The sequence below is a fragment of the Thermomicrobium sp. CFH 73360 genome, assembly GCF_023806465.1.
Classification (GTDB): Bacteria; Chloroflexota; Chloroflexia; order Thermomicrobiales; family Thermomicrobiaceae; genus Thermomicrobium.
In genome coordinates this window covers 67,003-85,146 of sequence record NZ_JAMSLS010000006.1, presented here as the reverse complement: position 1 = coordinate 85,146, position 18,144 = coordinate 67,003, and the positions used below count along the sequence as shown (strand labels likewise).

Genomic DNA, 18,144 nt, shown 5'->3' with positions numbered 1-18,144 from the left:
ACCTTCTCCAGCGTCAAGAAAGGAGCGTGCGCAGGTCGACCTCTGGATCACTCAGCACTGCTCGGTCGACCTGCGCCAACCGCTCAACGAGTCGGCGGGCCGGCCGCATATCTTTGGGCCGCCCCACGATTACTGCACCAAAAATCCGACCACTGGCCAAGTAGAAAGCCGTGAAGGCCGGCTCGTCGAGATCGCCTCGGACGATGATCTCATCCCATTCCACAGGATAACCGTAATATTGAATGGTCAGGTCGTATTGATCCGACCAGAACGATGGCACTGGAGCGTATGGCTCTGGCTGTCCTGCCACCGCCTTGGCAACGGCCGCTCCCATTGCCAGTGCGTTGTCGTAGTGTTCCACTCGAATGGCTCGCTGGATCGTTGGATGCCACCAACGTGCCACGTCTCCCGCCGCCCAGACACCTGGAGCGCTCGCGGCACAGGTCGCATCAACCACCACGCCGTTGTCGATCTCGAGGTCGCCGTCGATAGCCGGCAGGGCTGGCCGAACTCCAATTCCAACCACCACAAGATCACACGGGAGCACCGTTCCGTCGTCCAGAATGGCACGTTCCACCCGCGCCCGCCCTTCCAGCGCTTCGACCCGCCGGCCCAAGCGCAGGACAACACTGCGGCGCTCGTGCACACGGGCGATTGCACTCCCGATCTGCTCACCCAACGCTCGTCCAAGCAGCACTGGCATCGTCTCGACCAGCGTCACCTGTTTCCCCAACGTCCGGGCGCTTGCTGCGACCTCACAGCCAATGAACCCACCCCCAATCACGAATACCCGCTCAACGCGGTGGAGGTCGTCGCGTAACGCTCGCGCGTCAGCCATTGACCGGAGGACGCGCACGCCAGGGAGTTCAGCTCCTGGTATCGGTAACCGGATAGGATTTGCTCCCGTTGCCAGCACCAGCTGATCGAAATGGTAGGTCTTTCCACTCTCCGCCTGCGCTGAGCGCGCCTGAAGGTCGAGAGAGGCAATCCGTTCACCGAGCACAAGCGTGATCCCGCGTTCCTCGTAGAACGAGAGTGGTCGATAGATCAGATCATCCTCGTGCTTCTTCCCAAGGAGATACGCCTTTGACAGCGGAGGACGCTCATACGGGGGGGACTCTTCTGCCCCGACGATAATCAATCGTCCCTGGTATCCAGCATCACGAATCGCATTGGCAAAGCCGAACGCTGCAACTCCGGCACCGATGACCAAGCACGTCTCAGGCATGACACTACCCCTTGTTGTGGAGCACTACTGTGTTCCGCAGCACTTACCGCAGTTGTTTCCGGCGCTACCCCCCTGGACGAGGGTCCCCTTCTCCGAGGGACTCCGCAGCAGACGATGCCCACAGTATGCCCTAGCAGGGAGACTTGGGCGGTGGAGATCGTGCATCCTCCACGCCGGAAGAACATTGTCGCACGTTCCCAACCTTCTGGGTGACGCTCAACTGACGACCTGCGTTCTCCGTCAATGGAAGACGACGGTTAGGCGATGGAGACTACCCATGGTTTGCGGTAAGCAGCACTGTGGTTGTGAAGAAAGTGTTCCTTGTTGACTCAAGGAAGATCGCGGTTGATACTTCATTGGGTGTGTGCGGAGTCGCTTGAGGTGAGCAGTGCGTCGCTGGTTTCTTGGCCTGATCCTCCTCCTCGGAGTAGTGATCCCCTTCCCGTGGGTAGCGCGCGGAGCGAACGACTTCGGCTCTCCCCAACCTGGACGATACGTCTATGATCGGGCAGCTGTCTTGACACCAGCTGAGATAACCGATCTTGAGCGGCGCGCCGCGGCCATCAACCAGGTCGGTGCACCAATCGTCGTCTATCTGCGGCTCCATGATGCGTCCTTCGAGGAGACCGTGGCTGATGCCCGAGTACTCATGGATGCTTGGAGCATCCAGTCCGCACCGGGAGCGCGCGATGGCGTGGTGCTGCTCTTCAATCTTCAGCCAAACGATCCGCGGCACGGCCACTTTGCGATTGTCGCTGGCGAGGCACATGTGCGCAGCGGTGTTCTTCGCCAGCACGAGCTCGATCGGATTGCCGCAGAGATGCTCCCAGCACTGCGCGAGGGTCGGTTTGCGGCAGGTATTGCTGTGGGTCTCGATGCGATTCACCGGAACCTTACGGTCGGTCCCCCACCCCAGCAGCGGAATTGGTTCCAGCGCATGGCTGATACCCTCGCGCATCAGAACCTCAACCTGATCTGGTTCGTTGCCACTATCGTGGTTCTGGCTTGGGGAGCCGTGTTGTGGATGAGGATTCCACGACCCGCACGACGGTCTCCTCCTCTGACAACGACTGAGCCGCCAAGTGATCTCGCGCCAGCGCTCGCCGGAGCACTTGTCCGGGGACGAGTCATCTTTGACTTGATGATCGCGACATTCTTTGATCTCGCACGGCGTGGTGCGCTGAGCCTCCAGCCCGTTCCCAAGACACTACCGAGTCGCTCGCTAGCCTTGGTCCATCGAAAGTTCCCAGACGCTGCAGCCGAGCCGCTGGTCCATATTGCTCTTCGGGATCCACAGGTTGTCCAGTCAGACTATGAGCGTGTGGTCTGGGACAGCCTCAAGCCGCTTGCCGGACAGGTGCCTGTGGCCGTACAGGCTCTACGCTCCGCCCTTTGGGAAAACTGGCCTCGCGCTCAACAGGCGATCCGTGCCGAACTCATTCGCCGCGGTTGGTTCGATCCGAACATTCGCCGTCGACGCATCGCTTTCTTGATTCCCGGCGTGATCGGTCTACTGCTCGGCGTCCTTGCTCTGGCGGTCTTTTTGCTTGCAGAGACCCCGTCCGGTGGGATCGGTGTTCTTGCGCTTCTTCCGAGTGGCCTTCTGTGGCTTGTTGTCGCTGACTTGCTCCATGAGACGACGAGCCAGGGCAAGGAGGAAGCGATGCGCTGGCACGGATTCATAAGGGGAGTGAAGCAAGCGACACGCCAACGAGTCGCTACTCTGGATCTCGACCGGCTGCTTCCGTACGCGATCGCGCTCGGCATCCGCAAAGACCTTGACGTTCATCTCCGCGCAGCACATCTGCTCGGGTACGTGCCGATCTGGCTCGAGAAAGACCAGTCAGTATCGGATAACGAAGGTGATCTCCTGTTGTACGAATTCTGGAAGACTGTGGAGACGACCCTCCTGTCTGGTTCGTCCAGCCGAACAAGCGATACAAGTGGCGATGGCGGCGGCGCCTCAAGTGGTAGCGCAGCTTCGGGCGGGAGTTTCTAATCTGCCTTCGTTACGTCTTGCAGCGGGGAGCTTGTGATCACCTCTGGGCAGCAGGAGTTGGCAGGTCTCCAGCCACCTTCTAGGACAGCACGCCCAGCAAAGCCCCCTCACGCCGACCGAGGCAGAACAGGCTAAAAAGCAGCGGGCAGCAACTTGTTGCCTCGTTCCTTAAACCAGGCCGAGATGCGGGGCAACTTGGCTGCCACTGTGTCTTCGCTCATCCCCGTGGCCGCCGCGACACGTACACCATGCCGTCGCGGACTTGCACCTCGTACACCGGCAGCGGTTCTGTCGCTGGGAGTGAGACGACACGTCCGGTAGCGAGCTCGAACCCTGACCCATGCAATGGGCAATACACAATCCCGTCCTCGAGATCACCCTCGGCCAGTTCCGCTTCCTCGTGGGTACAGATTCCATACACGGCGTACAGCCGGTCGCCATAGCGCACGAGAATGCGGGGCTCACCGTCAACTTCAAAGCGGACGATCGTAGCCTCCGGCACCTCGGCCAGAGGCATGACGGCGACGAAATCTGTGTTCTCCTGACGCTCCCCCTGGGTCGTCGCCATGCTCGCCGCCGTGCCTTCGCCTGACACTTCACTTTTGCGCCGACGCACCTCCACCCCAAGGTCACCACGAAAGCCGATCCGCTTATGCGTCCCGTCACAGAACGGCTTCTTGGATGAGCCACCACAGCGACACAGCCAGAGTTCTTCACCTTCATAGGGAATCTCGTTTCCCTCGTGGTCAACCAGAATAACTCGGCCTTGGACGTAGTACGGGCCATTCTGCCGAACCGTGATCCGAACCTCGCTCACCGTCCCTCCTCCGGTCCTCTGCAACGTCATCCGCCAGCCTGATAGCAACTATAGCGTTGCGGAAGTGCCCGGGCGCAAGATGAGCGCCAAAGATTCTCCGGACAACGCTCTCATTCTGCGAGGAAACCACTGCATCATGCCAGAACCTCCTGCATTCCCTGCCACGAGGAGCTCATCCGATGTTCCTTCTCCTGTCGGGTAGGCAAGCACAGCGGCTCAGTCGAGCTGTGTTTCCTATGGCCCAAGAATCCCAGATCGCCACGCAGCTGCAACAGGAGACAGCCCAATCACCCTGCCTGCGGAGTGCACTCAGCGAGTTTCAAACCAAGCGGACATCCATGGAGGGTTCTTCTCCCTGTGTCCGGTACGCCATTGGTGCCGCGTCTCTGTGCGCTTCACCTTGCCAAGGAGGAGTACCCGTCGCCAAGGACTCCGCAGGCGTAACAGTTTGTGAGGCTGGAAAGACCACAGCCCCCGCATAACCATCAGCGGTCACACGGGCAAACCACACGCGAGGATACCCTCGCTGTGACGTCAATGGAGCATATACCAACTGTGGATATTCCAAGCTTTCCAGGCGATTTCTCCAAGGCATGATTGACAGCTTCGGTTTTTCGATGCTATAGTACTGAAGAAGTCTCCTTCGTCGGATCCATATCTCGAGCAGGTTGGTATGCGGCTATGGGCAAAGGGGGACACATGAAGACCCGTGCTGCTGTCTTGTATGGGCCCACTCGGCAGTTCCAGGTGGAAGAACTCGAACTTGACGAGCCGAAAGCCGGAGAGGTCCTGGTCAAGATGGTGGCAACCGGCATGTGCCACTCCGATTGGCACTTCGCCACCGGCGACTTCACAACCAACTATCCCATTGTGACAGGTCACGAGGGCGCCGGCATCGTTGAGAAGGTCGGCCCCGGTGTCACTGAAGTGCAGCCTGGTGACCATGTCATCTTGACATTTATTCCCTCATGCGGCAAGTGCCGGTGGTGCCTCACCGGTCTCCCTGTCCTCTGTGATCGTGGTGCGAACATCACCGGCGGTGCACTGCTCGACGGGACTTTTCGCTTGCATACTGTGGATGGACGGGACGTCGGACAGCTTGCTGGCATTGGGTGCTTTAGCGAGTATATTGTAGCTCCTGTGGAGACACTCATCCGCGTCGAGCCGGATATCCCCCTGGACAAGGCATGTCTTGTTGCCTGTTGTGTGCCGACAGGATTTGGTGCCGCCACAAAGCGTGCCGAAGTGCGTCCTGGTGAAGTGGTTGCCGTATTTGGCCTCGGCGGCGTGGGCATGAACGCCGTCCAGGGCGCCGCCCTCGCCGGCGCCTCCAAGGTCATCGCCGTCGACCTCGTCCCCTGGAAGCTCGAAGCCGCCCAGGAATTCGGCGCCACCCACACCATCAATGCCCAGTACGAGGACCCCGTCCAGCGCATCCTCGACCTCACCAACGGCGTCGGCGCCGATAAGACCATCGTCACCATCGGCCACGTCGAACCCGAGCACATCGGCCTCGCCTACCGCGCCACCCGCAAGTCGGGGCGCACAGTTGTGGTGGGGCTTACTCCGCAAAACACCGAGTGGATGAAAGTCCCACCAGCAGATCTCGTGCTCCTTGGGAAGGAGGTGGTCGGAACCCTCTACGGCCACGTCAATCCCCGCGTCGACTTCCCCTACCTCCTCCAGCTCTACCGCGCCGGCCGCCTCAAGCTCGATGAACTCGTCACCAAGACCTATCGCCTCGAGGAAATCAACCAGGGCTACGCCGACCTCCTGGAAGGACGGGTCATCCGCGGTGTCATCCTCTTCGACTAACCGACACTCCGGTGATGGGCAGTGGCGTTGCACCTCCCCCGCGGTCTCGCAGGCTGGCGCGACGCCACGGCACAATAGGGAGCGCACAGAGTAATCTGCCGCCCCCAGTCCTGACCGAGCAGAACCACGGGATGCTCGAAGTCGCATGACGAAGTCGGTTCCACACAAGCTTTGCGTGTTGGCCAGGACGCACCTGCGCCGACGGTCCGTGAACTCGGTACCCGCGACCTAGCGGCTCCGCTCCCGACGTGGCGCCCCACGTGGCCGGTAGAACGAAAGTGCGACAAGCATGGGACGCACTGTTCGGTAGCGTAGGCAGCCAGCCAGAAGCCCTGCGTTGTTCGCAAGATCGTCAAGTATGTGCGCGAGAACGAAGCGGACCAGATCAAGACGCGGTCGCTTGCGGACATAGTCGACCACTGCTGTTCCAGTCAGACTCATCACCACCAGGGCAAGCAGCCACTGGCCCACGCCCCTGCGCCGCGTGAGCGCTCCGGTGATCAGTGCTGCCCAGCTGTAGTATCGACTTACTGTTCTTCCCACCCAATAGACTGCTGCTGCCGTTCCCCGGAGTTCCCCTTGTAAGAGACGCCCAGTACCAATTGGTGCTCCCGCGTGCCGTACGCTTCTCATCGCACTCACCAGCTCCGCCAGTATTGGCAGCAGCGCGAACACCGGGAGCCATCGTCCACGACGCCAGCTCGCCAAAGCCCAACCGACGCTCATCAGCAGGGCAAGAGGGAGGGTGAGCACATGCCGGTAGGCAGGATGTCGCTCGACAAGCACAACTTCCGACGTCGCGTAGGCCACTCGACGACGCAAGAACGGCCAAAGACGGTCACGGTGGTCGTGGTAGACTACCCCATTCGGACGGTACAGCACCCGCCAGCCCTGCTCGCAGAGCCGCCAAATGAGATCCACATCCTCACCAGGATGGATACGTGCGAAGCCACCTAACTCGAGGAGGACTCGTCGCCGCATCAGCACGTTCGCTGTTGCCAGATACGGCACTGCACCGCGCGGCCGCACCCGGGCCGGTACTGGCCCATGTGTCAACGGCGATTGCACCGCTTCGTACCGATCAAGCCAGCTCTGCTCATCCGCCGGCAGAACGGCACCTCCCACCGCTGCTACGCTCGGGCGGACAAACTCCACAACGAGTGCTTGCAACCAGTACGGATGCGGTAGACAGTCGCTATCGGTGAAGGCGACGATCTCCCCTTGTGCCGCTGCAGCCCCTTGGTTGCGACACTCAGCCGCTCCCACGCGGACTGGCATACGGATCACGCGCAGGGGGAGCCGCCCGCACCATGCCGCAGCGCGCTCTGGTGTTTCGTCCGTCGAAGCGTCATCGACGACGAGAACCTCCAGCCGATCATGCGGATAATCCAGCCGCTCCAGCGCGGCCAGACATGCCTGGAGCTGCCGCGGCCGGTTGCGCACGGGAATCACGACGGTTACTGGTGGCAACACATCCTCCGAAACGCTCCACTCCAAGCGCACAAGTCCCTCATCGGCGAACCGCTCCAGGAGCTCCAGCGCCAGCTCGCGTCGCAGTCCTGGAACAGTCCGCAACGCATGCTCCACGTCCGGATTCATCCGGAGTGCTTCGAGCAGGCGGCCAACCTTGGGATGCACTCGCCATGCGCGGAGTGGTCGGTCGGCCACAATCCACACCGTCTCGCCTTGGGCGAGACAGCGCGCAGAAGGATCGATGTAACAACGGGCTGTGATCGTCACCGCACCGTCAGGATGCCACTGTGGAGCTTCTCCGTCATCTTGGCTGCGGACTCTCACGGATGACTTCGTGCCCCTCACCGCTCACCTGAGCCGACCAAGGTGGAAGGACCGTGAGCGTTCCGCTCCTCACCTTGGACGACTGCGGAGGTCACTGCGCTGCCGGCGTGACTGCGACCCGTCGTGGGCTCCGAACCGGACGCGGGTGCAAACGCAGCGGCAGAACGATATCGGTCGGTCCAGTCTCGGGCGCAAAGACACACTCGGGATCTGGTGCATCCAGCGGCGTTCCGGTGAAGTACTTCACCGCGAAGCACCCGCTCTGGCAGCGGGAATACGCGGAGCACGCTTGGCAGGTTGAGCCAGCCTCCCACTCACGTAATCGCTGGAAGAGCGGCGAATCACGCCAGATCTCGGTAAACGAGCGCTCACGGACATTCCCTGCCTTGAACTCCTCAGTCAGGACGAAGGGGCAGGCATAGACGTCACCGCGTGGATCGACACAACAGACGATCCGACCGGCTCCGCAGAGATTCAGCCCCTCCAGCGGCCGCCCCAGCGCCGAGAGATGGAAGAACGAGTCTCCTGTCAACACATCGGGATGATTGACGAGCCAACTGTACAGTTGGCGACTCTGGGCTCGGGTCAAGCGGAGTTCATGCCACACCTCGCGCCCGCGCCCCGATGGTCGTAGGCGTGTTACCCGGAGTTGTGCTCCATACGACTTGGCGAGCGCGTAGAAGTCCTCGAGTTGCTCGAAGTTCCGTCGCGTCAACACAACATTGATCTTAAAGGGGAACCGGCGTGCTGCCAGGAGCTCCATCGCTCGCCGTGCCAACGCATACGATCCTGCGCCTCGGATCGCATCATTCACCTCTGGAGTCACCCCATCGAGACTGATCTGGACGTCGAGATATGGTGTCCGCACGATCCAGTCTGCGACAGACTCGTCAATCAGGCTCCCATTGGTACTGAACTTCACGCCGATCCCGCGCGCGATTGCATACTCCATCAGCTCGAAGAAGTCAGGACGAACAAGCGGCTCTCCACCCCCAACGTTGATGTAGAAGACCCGCAATGCGGCCCACTCATCGATCAGCCGCTTGGCCTCCTCCGTCGTCAATTCATCGGGCGCGCGCTTGCCAGACGAGGACAAACAGTGCACGCAGTTGAAGTTGCAGGCGTAGGTAATTTCCCAGGTCAAGCAGATCGGCGCATTCAACCCACGACGCAGCACGTCAGTCCACATCGATGACCCCCCTGCGACGCAGCCCCTCCAGGAGCGGCAGGATCTTTTCTCCCGCGTCCTCTGGCAGGATGCCCGCTGCCCGCAGGCGCTGCGCCACCTCGGCGATTGTCTCATTCCCAGTACCCTCGACAAAGGGAACAAGCCAGGGCGGGATAAAGAATAATCGGCGCTCATGGTAGGTATAGGCCAGCGCCCCAAACGGCTCCGGCCGGAGCGCCGCGGTCCGGGCAAGCCTCGTGCGGTTCTCCCAGCGCACCGACTCGATCAGTACACCCCGCACATGCCGTCGATCGTGATCTCCGCGAGCAGCATCTCCACCAGCTGCTCGGCTGACTCCTCTGTCTCGGCCGAGAGCGTCGCAGCCGACTGCTCCTCAACCACCGTCTTCGGCTCCTCCACCAGCACCTCCACCATCGGCTCCATCTTTCCGCTCCCTTCTCCGCGCATTTCCCTAACCACCCAACATGTTCGGAATGTCAGCCGGAGTATATCCAGGCGTCTCGAAGGTGTCAACGCTCGTCTTCCGAGGAAAGTCTCTATTTACCCGGAACCTATGTCGGTGAATCCCCTTCTCGCCCGTGCACGGAAGGGTTGACAGCCATTCGATTATCTGCTATACTTTGAACAAAACTAGTTCTCTCTCACTCAACAATCAATGAGAGGATTCTGGTCAGTCGGAGATGTTGCGAAAGGGGGAGCCTATGAAGACGCGGGCAGCTGTGCTGCATGGTCCCACCAAGACGTTTAGTGTTGAAGAATTGGAACTGGATGAACCCAAGGCTGGAGAAGTCCTCGTCAAAATGGTTGCGACCGGCATCTGTCACTCTGACTGGCACTTCGCGACCGGCGATCACCCTGCCCGCTACCCCATTGTCCCCGGCCACGAGGGCGCCGGCATCGTTGAGAAGGTCGGCCCCGGTGTCACTGAAGTGCAGCCTGGCGACCATGTGCTCCTCACCTTTATCCCGCCCTGTGGCAAGTGCCGCTGGTGCCTCACCGGTCTCCCGGTCCTCTGCGACCGAGGCGCCGGTGCAACCATCGGTGCTCAGCTCGACGGCACCTTCCGCCTCCGCACGAAGGACGGCCAAGAAGTCGGCCAGTTCGCCATGATCGGCTGCTTCAGCGAGTACACAGTCGCCCCGGCCGACGCGATCGTGAAGATTGACTCCGATATTCCACTCGACCGCGCCTGTTTGGTCTCTTGTTGCGTGCCCACGGGTGTCGGTGCCGCCGCCAAGCGCGGTGAGGTCCGGGCCGGTGAAGTGGTTGCCGTATTTGGCCTCGGCGGCGTGGGCATGAACGCCGTCCAGGGCGCCGCCCTCGCCGGCGCCTCCAAGGTCATCGCCGTCGACCTCGTCCCCTGGAAGCTCGAAGCCGCCCAGGAATTCGGCGCCACCCACACCATCAACGCCCAGTACGAGGACCCCGTCCAGCGCATCCTCGACCTCACCAACGGCGTCGGCGCCGATAAGACCATCGTCACCATCGGCCACGTCGAACCCGAGCACATCGGCCTCGCCTACCGCGCCACCCGCAAAGCCGGTCGCTGTGTCGTGGTCGGTCTGGCGCCAATCGCGACCGACTCCATGAAGGTTCCGCCGGCTGACTTGGTGCTCCTTGGGAAGGAGGTGGTCGGAACCCTCTACGGCCACGTCAATCCCCGCGTCGACTTCCCCTACCTCCTCCAGCTCTACCGCGCCGGCCGCCTCAAGCTCGATGAACTCGTCACCAAGACCTATCGCCTCGAGGAAATCAACCAGGGCTACGCCGACCTCCTGGAAGGACGGGTCATCCGCGGTGTCATCCTCTTCGACTAAGCAACATCTCGTAGTTGGTTCATTCCTAATCCTCCTACCGAGCTCCACTGGGAGACTCCCCAGTGGAGCTCCCTGTTGTCGGGCAGGAGCCAGCTCGACTGACTACTCCGTCGGTCGTGCATCGCCCAGAGGTCGGGGGCGATCCATCTGCCAAGGTAGTCCGACCCACCCACTCCCGGATGTCGGCACCAGCCAGCGTGGTCACCATGGTTATGCGGCGAACGAGCTCACGGCACCCCTCTTGCTTGACCCCAGTCCGGTACCTCCTGGTACGCTCGCCACGCACCACACGGACGTCCTCACGAAACAATCACGCCACGGTTTGGGCTGCATCTGCGCCGCAGTCTTGCTGTCTTTCGATGGTCACCCTCAAGGCTGTCGCGCGCCATGGAGAACCATATGGCAACTTTTTCGCGCGGTGCCCGTGTGCTACCGCATTCAGCTGCCGGGGTAGCCGGTGTCGCTGCTGCGTCGGGATGACGAAGCATTTTGTCGATGCAGGAGGAGCAATGGCGAGCACTCGTGAATGGTTTGAGTCGGTTGCTGAGGCTCAACGTCGTGCGAAGAAGCGACTTCCCCCGTCAGTCTACGCAGCCATCCTCGCGGGGAGTGAGCGCGGTGTCACCCTGAGCGACAATGTTGCGGCCTTCGCCGAACTCGGCTTCATCCCGCGTGTTGCCGCCGCACCCACACAGCGTCATCTTGCGACGACGGTCCTCAGTTTCGAGATTTCCCTCCCGGTGCTCATCTCGCCGACCGGTGTGCAGGCGATTCACCCGGATGCCGAGGTCGCTGTCGCTCGTGCCGCAGCCGCAGCCGGTACAATCATGATCCTGAGTTCGTTTGCCAGTAAGCCGCTGGAAGAGGTCGTCGCTGCCAATCCGCATACCTTCTTCCAGATCTATTGGCTTGGGACACGCGAGCGCATCCGCGCCATCCTGGAACGCGCCAAGGCTGCCGGTGCCAAGGGGATTGTTGTCACGCTCGATTGGTCCTTTGCCACTCGCCGCGATTGGGGTAGCCCCTTCATTCCCGACCGCCTCACGCTCCGTAATATGCTCAAGCTCGCTCCCGAAGCCCTGTCCCGTCCCGGTTGGCTGTGGGAGTATCTCAAGCGCAGGAGGTTACCCGATCTCACCGTGCCGAACCTCGCGCTTCCGGGGCAGCGACCGCCTACTTTCTTCGAGGCGTATTTCGAATGGATGCAAACACCATCCCCAACCTGGTCCGACATCGCTTGGCTGCGCGAGCAGTGGGACGGTCCTTTCATCCTGAAAGGTATCCTGCATCCAGACGACGCTCGGCGCGCGGCTGAGATCGGCGCAGACGCCATTTCCGTGTCTAACCACGGTGGGAACAACCTCGACGGTGCACCGGCCTCGATTCGCGTCCTTCCCACGATCGTCGAGGCTGTTGGCGACCGCCTCGAGATTCTCCTGGATGGCGGCATCCGCCGCGGGAGCGATGTCGTCAAAGCGCTTGCTCTGGGTGCTCGTGCTGTCTTGATCGGTCGCGCCTATCTTTGGGGGCTCGCCGCCAACGGAGAAGCCGGTGTCCGCAACGTGCTGGAACTGCTCCGCAGTGGTATCGACGAGACCCTTCTCGGCATCGGCAAGTCTTCCATCCATGAACTCTGCCCAAGCGACCTTGTGATCCCACCCGGCTTCATCGCCGGCCCAGCACGTTCCGTCGCCCATTGGCGCTGCCGGGAGCCGAGCGCTCACCCGCTGCCGGTCTAATGAGCCCCGGTCCCCCACGTAGGGCCGGGGCTCACCCCCCTTCTCCACACAAGCACCCGCTTTCTCATCCCTCTCCTCTAACAGGGCACTGCTTCAGGCTCCAAACTCGTCCGAAGAACCGTGATCCGGAGCCCCCACCCTGTTGCAATGATTCTGCGATGGACAGAAACACTGCAGCACCTTGTCGGCCCGGTCATACCAGCACCGACTCGTCAGCTCCTTCCCCCACGATGACGACCTCGAAGGGAAAGAAGCCGAGGCTGTCTCCGCAGAAGAGAGTCTGGCAGAGGTTCTCCGTTGTGTCCCCCGACCTCAACAGGATGCAAGCGCAGAGCCAAGAACCAGACCAACGCGCGCGAACAACCAACCGAGCGCTCCGCCCCATCTTCAGCCCCAAACCGGGATGATTCGTCCACGCCGGTGCACACCCTCCGCGGGGCCAGCGCACATCGCGCCGCTGCAGTGGAAATCATGCAGAAAAATCCTCCACTGTTCTGTTATTATGAACACTTCCATTGACGACACTTCAGAACTGATGTTACCGTACGCCTAGTGCAGAACGCGATCGTGCTCACCTGCTGCGCCGAACCAGCCGCGCTCGTGTGGGCAGAAAGGGGACCTCGGTGAAGACCCGCGCAGCCGTTCTCTGGGGGCCGACACAACACTTCGAGATTGAGGAACTCGAACTCGACGAGCCCAAGCAAGGCGAACTCCTGATCAAGCTCGTCGCAACCGGTCTCTGCCACTCCGACTGGTACTTTGCAACCGGTGACAGCCCGGGTCGATACCCGATCGTTGCTGGCCATGAAGGAGCCGGTGTCGTCGAGAAGGTCGGCCCCGGTGTGACCGACTTTCAGCCGGGGGACCATGTCATCTTGACCTTCATCCCACCTTGCGGCAAGTGCCGGTGGTGCTTGAGCGGGATCCCCGTCCTCTGCGATCGCGGCGCGAACGTGACGCTTGGGGCGCAACTTGACGGCACCTTCCGTCTCCACACCAAGGACGGTCAGGATGTCGGCCAGTTCGCGATGATCGGTTGTTTCAGCGAGTGGACAGTCGCGCCGACCGACGCCGTCGTCAAGATCGACCCCGATATCCCGCTCGACAAGGCCTGCCTTGTCGCCTGCGCTGTCCCGACCGGAGCCGGTGCGGCGATGTTCCGCGGTGGCGTCCGCCCCGGTGATACGGTCGCTGTGATCGGGGTCGGTGGCGTGGGCATGAACGCGGTGCAGGGTGCAGTCCTTGCCGGCGCAGTTCGGGTGATTGCTGTTGACCGCGTCGCGTGGAAGCTGGAAAAGGCCAAGGAATTCGGCGCCACACACACCATTGATGCCACGCGCGAGGATATCTATCAGCGGATCATGGAGATCACCAACGGTGTCGGTTGCGACAAGGTGCTGCTCACCCTCGACCACGTGAAGCCGGAGCACGTCGGGCTCGCAACTCAAGTCACGCGCAAGGCCGGTCGCACCGTTATCGTTGGCGCCTCCGGCCGCGGTATGGACCACATCGATGTGACCCCTCGTGAGTTCATGCTCCTCGCCAAGGAGATCGTAGGAACCATCTACGGACATTCCAATCCAAAGGTCGATATCCCGCGCTTCCTCGAACTTTATCGGATGGGCAAACTTAAGCTCGACGAACTCGTCACGAAGACCTATACGCTCGAGCAGATCAACGAGGGATATCGTGACGTCGTCGAAGGACGCGTTATCCGCGGCGTACTGCTCTTCGATCACTAAGCACGCCGCCTGACACTGGCGGATCGCGTCGCAAGCTCCGCCAGCTTTCAACCATGCACACTCCTCGCGAGGTGACCCGGCCCTCGATCGGGGTGGCTCGGCTATCCGAGTTGCCCCGATCTTTCTTCTGCCATGAGAGAAACCGAAGAGATTGCTCCCAAGGCGCGCTCCGTCATCATCCACGCCATCCTTCGAACCGAGCTGACAATGGTCTTCTTGCAGCTCAGGAAGGCCTCGTCGAGGGCGCACTTGGGGTACTCGCTCCGGACGGCACCGACACGCCACTGCTGCTGACCGGGCTGGTCATGCCGACCGCCTTCGCCTTCGCTCCCGAGGGCTCTCTCATCGTTACCCAGAACAGCACCAGTGGGAACGACGCGCAGCTCGTCCGTGTATGTCGCTAAGCCCGTGAACGTGTGAGGGATCTGGCAGGGGACGGTGAAGCACCGTCCCCTGCCAAACCGCCTCTTAGCGACGCCCCTTTACCTGCGCCCAGTACTCCTGCGCCACGCGACTCAGCGGTACGGGAGCCACAGTCGCTCGTACTTCGAACGGCCGGTGCCGCTCGATCCACGGCTGGCTTCGCTCCCCACCGTCGCTTTCGCCCCATACCACGACCACCTCGGTCCCTGGTGTAGCATCTGCCTCTTGCACCAGGCCAAGCGAAACGACTCGCCGCTCGGTTGCGAGATATCCGGTCCACTGCGAGATCCCGATCGTTTCTCCTCGCACGTTTCGCACTTGGTCGTACTTCCACACTGCATATTGGGCCACTGGCAGGTCAAGGTATTTTGCTGGTGTACCGTCGTCAAAAAGTGCCGCACGCATCAGGGCCAACACGTCATCGGTATTCCAGACCAGCGTCACCTTTCGGCGTCGCGGTCGCTCGCGCAGTTGCTCGAGGGCTGGTCGGCCCACGAACTCGTGGTCGAACTTGATCATCCGCTCATACCCGAGTTCGTAAGGGGTGACATAGTAGTCCTCAATGTTCGGCGAATAGAAGCTCCCACCAAGCGCCCGGGTGGCTTCGGCCGAGGTCGCTGGCAGCCACTCCCGGTACGGCCGGAGCTCCTCGCCGGTATAGATAGCTGGCAAGGGAGCAGCGAACCACCCAGACTCCAACGCATTCGTGAAGTACGCAAGTGGCCCCAGTCGCCGCAGACCGAACCGCTTCCCAGCTTCCAAGAGGGCGTCGAGGACCGTCTCTCGGTCCTCCCACGGCCCGGAGAGTTCGAACCCCGGCGAACCGGTCATACTGTGCCGCATTACCCACACCGGACGACCAGCAATTGGGAGCTCAACGAAGTTGAAGAACTTGATCTCCGGGATCGGCCCACCGATCAGTGTTTCGAGCAAGGGTGTCGCGTTCGGCCCTTCGATCTCAAAGCGATACACTGTCCGTTGTCCAGACGGATTCAACGCAAAGAGCGGGTCTTCCTCGATCGCGACAGCAAAGCCACCTGTCACTGCGTTGTACTTAATCCAGTTCATTGTCATATCGGCACCAACAAGGAGCATGGTTTCTGGTTCGATACAGTACAGGATGGCGTCTCCAATAATGTGCCCACTTGGCGCACAGGCCACAAACTGCTTCGCTTTCCCTGGCCCAAACGTCTTGAAACTATTGACGCCAAGCGACTCCAGCAGCCGCACCGCGTCGCGCCCGCGCACCCAAAGGTTCACCATGTGGAACGACTGGTCGGAGAGCCCAACCGACTCCCACCAGGACCGCTGCTCATCCCGCCAATTGGTGAACTCGGGCAAGACCTGGGGTGATGGTTGGAGCAAGGTGAGAAAGGGGGTCAGCGCGCTTTTCTGGTTCCCACAGAGGTAATCCACGATATTCGGCACCGAGTCGATGAGATGCTGCAATGACCGGAGCTCCTGTGCAGCAGTCATCGCTTTCCCCCTCTTCGTACGTCAGGCCAAAGTGACTCTCGGTCGCCTGCCGATCTGGTGGTCCACGGGCTGCCATCGGGCGCTCATCCTCTGGGCCTGCGCGCCTTGGCCCGCTCTCCCCCACTATCACTCTCTCCTGTGTCCTACAGAGTCTTCAGGTTATAGCTTAATTCACGCTGGCGAACCGCACAACCGGTTTCCTTCTCTGCCCTTGCCTTGGCACGACATCAGCTCGCCCTGGGTGCCCCGCGCCGACACACGCGTTCCACCAGCTGCAGAGCACCAACTCCGAAGAGAGACCTCACCCAGCGAAGGGAGCCGTTGGGGGCTCCTTCGGGCCGCAAGACAGGCGCTGCGAAGAACACGTCCGAATGCGTCGGTCGAGGAGTTCGGCACGCTCCTTCGATGAGATGCATCCGGGCGAGCGGTTACACACAGAAAATCATCGGCAGCGAGCCGGCGAGAATCCCCCCACCCTTGACAATCACCCCGCTCTCCTCTCACACTCCCTGCGTTGTTGTGGAGTGGGAGGGAGTCCGACCATGGCCACCGAACGCATCAGCGACCAGTGGTTCACGATCCTCCGCACGAGCGCAGAACTCCGCTTCGGTTCTGAGCGCGCCGCTGTCCTCACGGACGAACTCCGTGCCATGGCCGAGGCCGTTGCTCGTGTACTCAGCGAGCCACTCAACTTTCAGGCTGAGTCACCGGTCGATTTCCCGATCGAAAGGGCTGACCGCTCATGACCGCACTGATCCAGCTTTCTGTTCGCGAGATCCCGCTCCGTATCCGCCAACGAGAACTGAGTGTCACCGAACTCGTCCAAGCGCTCCTCGAGTGGATCGATCGCACCGAACCCACGCTCCAGGCCTGGGCCGAGATCGATCGCGATGGCGCACTCCGCGAGGCCGAGCGGCTTGATCGACTCGCGACCCGCGGTACCGTCCTCCCGCTCCACGGTGTTCCCGTTGGCCTCAAGGATGTGATCGATGTCGCTGGCCTACCGACCCGTGCCGGCTTCGCACCCTTGGCTGATCGCCCCGCTCAGGCCGATGCGACAATCGTCGCGCGCCTCCGCGAACTTGGTGCAGTTGTCCTTGGCAAGACCCACACCACCCAGCTCGCGTTCGCTGATCCGGCACCGACACGCAACCCCTGGAACTCGGAACGCACCCCCGGTGGCTCCAGTTCCGGATCGGGCGCAGCTGTCGCTGCCCGCCAAGTCCCCCTTGCCGTCGGCACACAGACCGCCGGCTCTGTGCTTCGCCCCGCGGCCTACTGCGGGGTCGTCGGTTTCAAGCCGAGCCTCGGCTGGCTTCCTCTCGACGGCGTGATCCCCCTCGCCTGGACACTCGACCATCTCGGCCTCTTTATCCGCTCGGTGGAAGACGCAGCCTACGTCTACGTCGCCCTCTGCGCGCACCAACGTCTTGAGCTTCCGCTCTTGAGCGAGCCACCACGTCTCCTCCTCCTTGTCGATTTTCTCGAACTCGCTGAGCCGGAGGTGGCCGAGCACGTCCTAGATGTGGCTCGTCGTTTCCGCGAGGCCGGCGCTCGCGTTGAGGAGCGGCGTTTGCCGGTTGATGTGGGACTCCTCCTGGCTGTCCATCACGTCATCATGCTCGCCGAAATGGGTGCGCTCCACCAACAGATGCTTGAGCGCGATCCAGACGCCTACGGGCCGCGCCTGCGCTCGGCAGTCGAGGTAGGCCAGCTGATCCCGTCGGGCGCACTCCTGCATGCGCGACGCCTGCGCCGGCGCTTGGGAGCACTACTCGACACCTTCCTCGCCCAGGCCGACGCGGCCCTGCTTCCCACTGCCTCTGGTCCGGCGCCAGGCCGTGAAACAACCGGTGATCGCCGCTTCCAAGCTGTCTGGACACTCCTGGGAACGCCGGCAATCTCCGTCCCCAGCGGATTGACACGCGAGGGGCTCCCCCTCGCCATACAACTCGTCACTCGCTACGCTCATGACCGCCATCTCCTCCACGTCGCTGCCTGGTGCGAGCGTATCCTTCCCAGCCTTCCACCGCCACCACTCACCTAACCCAAATAGCTTGGGCAACCCTTGAGAGATTCGGCAAGATATCGCAGCGTTGTGG

At 61.6% G+C, this 18,144-nt stretch carries 14 protein-coding genes; 7 read left to right on the top strand and 7 right to left on the bottom strand.

Annotation, left to right across the window (positions count from 1 at the left end; genetic code table 11):
- Nucleotides 1-13: 13 nt before the first annotated feature.
- Nucleotides 14-1,228: an NAD(P)/FAD-dependent oxidoreductase gene (locus tag NET03_RS10940; RefSeq protein WP_252128961.1), complete on the bottom strand. Its 1,215-nt coding sequence runs from the start codon at nucleotides 1,226-1,228 to the stop codon at nucleotides 14-16.
- A 388-nt stretch (nucleotides 1,229-1,616) separates the two neighbouring features.
- On the opposite strand from NET03_RS10940, the gene NET03_RS10935 reads away from it, so the two are divergent.
- Nucleotides 1,617-3,227, top strand: a complete 1,611-nt coding sequence (locus tag NET03_RS10935) for a DUF2207 family protein (protein ID WP_252128960.1) — start codon at nucleotides 1,617-1,619, stop codon at nucleotides 3,225-3,227.
- A 217-nt stretch (nucleotides 3,228-3,444) separates the two neighbouring features.
- Here NET03_RS10935 and NET03_RS10930 read toward each other — a convergent pair whose 3' ends face one another.
- Nucleotides 3,445-4,044: a CDGSH iron-sulfur domain-containing protein gene (locus tag NET03_RS10930; RefSeq protein ID WP_252128959.1), complete on the bottom strand. Its 600-nt coding sequence runs from the start codon at nucleotides 4,042-4,044 to the stop codon at nucleotides 3,445-3,447.
- 699 nt (nucleotides 4,045-4,743) lie between these two features.
- Here NET03_RS10930 and NET03_RS10925 point away from each other — a divergent pair.
- On the top strand, nucleotides 4,744-5,859 hold the full coding sequence (locus tag NET03_RS10925; protein WP_252128958.1) for an NDMA-dependent alcohol dehydrogenase: 1,116 nt from the start codon (nucleotides 4,744-4,746) through the stop codon (nucleotides 5,857-5,859).
- A gap of 228 nt (nucleotides 5,860-6,087) precedes the next feature.
- Here the strand turns inward: NET03_RS10925 and mftF are convergent, their stop codons facing one another.
- The 4 genes from mftF to mftA form a co-directional block, all read right to left on the bottom strand.
- A complete protein-coding gene (gene mftF, locus NET03_RS10920) occupies nucleotides 6,088-7,656 on the bottom strand; it encodes a mycofactocin biosynthesis glycosyltransferase MftF (protein ID WP_252128957.1) in 1,569 nt (522 codons plus the stop codon).
- Nucleotides 7,657-7,747: 91 nt separating this feature from the next.
- A complete protein-coding gene (gene mftC, locus NET03_RS10915) occupies nucleotides 7,748-8,845 on the bottom strand; it encodes a mycofactocin radical SAM maturase (protein ID WP_252128956.1) in 1,098 nt (365 codons plus the stop codon).
- A complete protein-coding gene (gene mftB / locus NET03_RS10910; protein ID WP_252128955.1) occupies nucleotides 8,835-9,125 on the bottom strand; it encodes a mycofactocin biosynthesis chaperone MftB in 291 nt (96 codons plus the stop codon). Before mftB ends, mftC begins: the two co-directional genes overlap by 11 nt.
- A complete protein-coding gene (gene mftA, locus NET03_RS10905) occupies nucleotides 9,110-9,268 on the bottom strand; it encodes a mycofactocin precursor MftA (protein ID WP_252128954.1) in 159 nt (52 codons plus the stop codon). The genes mftB and mftA overlap by 16 nt, the downstream gene beginning before the upstream one ends.
- 278 nt (nucleotides 9,269-9,546) lie before the next feature.
- On the opposite strand from mftA, the gene NET03_RS10900 reads away from it, so the two are divergent.
- The 3 genes from NET03_RS10900 (at nucleotide 9,547) to NET03_RS10890 (ending at nucleotide 14,143) form a co-directional block, all read left to right on the top strand.
- Complete coding sequence (locus NET03_RS10900; protein WP_252128953.1) at nucleotides 9,547-10,662, top strand: NDMA-dependent alcohol dehydrogenase; 1,116 nt, start codon at nucleotides 9,547-9,549, stop codon at nucleotides 10,660-10,662.
- Between the two features lie 509 nt (nucleotides 10,663-11,171).
- Complete coding sequence (mftD, locus tag NET03_RS10895; protein ID WP_252128952.1) at nucleotides 11,172-12,401, top strand: pre-mycofactocin synthase MftD; 1,230 nt, start codon at nucleotides 11,172-11,174, stop codon at nucleotides 12,399-12,401.
- Between the two features lie 623 nt (nucleotides 12,402-13,024).
- A complete protein-coding gene (locus NET03_RS10890) occupies nucleotides 13,025-14,143 on the top strand; it encodes an NDMA-dependent alcohol dehydrogenase (RefSeq protein WP_252128951.1) in 1,119 nt (372 codons plus the stop codon).
- 468 nt (nucleotides 14,144-14,611) lie between these two features.
- On the opposite strand, the gene NET03_RS10885 is transcribed toward NET03_RS10890, so the two are convergent.
- Nucleotides 14,612-16,042, bottom strand: a complete 1,431-nt coding sequence (locus NET03_RS10885; RefSeq protein WP_252128950.1) for an aminomethyl transferase family protein — start codon at nucleotides 16,040-16,042, stop codon at nucleotides 14,612-14,614.
- 542 nt (nucleotides 16,043-16,584) lie between these two features.
- Between NET03_RS10885 and NET03_RS10880 the strand changes: the two genes are divergently transcribed.
- Both NET03_RS10880 and NET03_RS10875 read left to right on the top strand, forming a co-directional pair.
- Nucleotides 16,585-16,788, top strand: a complete 204-nt coding sequence (locus tag NET03_RS10880) for a hypothetical protein (RefSeq protein WP_252128949.1) — start codon at nucleotides 16,585-16,587, stop codon at nucleotides 16,786-16,788.
- Entirely contained in the window at nucleotides 16,785-18,089 is a 1,305-nt protein-coding gene (locus tag NET03_RS10875; protein WP_252128948.1) for an amidase, read from the top strand. The genes NET03_RS10880 and NET03_RS10875 overlap by 4 nt, the downstream gene beginning before the upstream one ends.
- The last annotated feature ends 55 nt before the right edge of the window (nucleotides 18,090-18,144 follow it).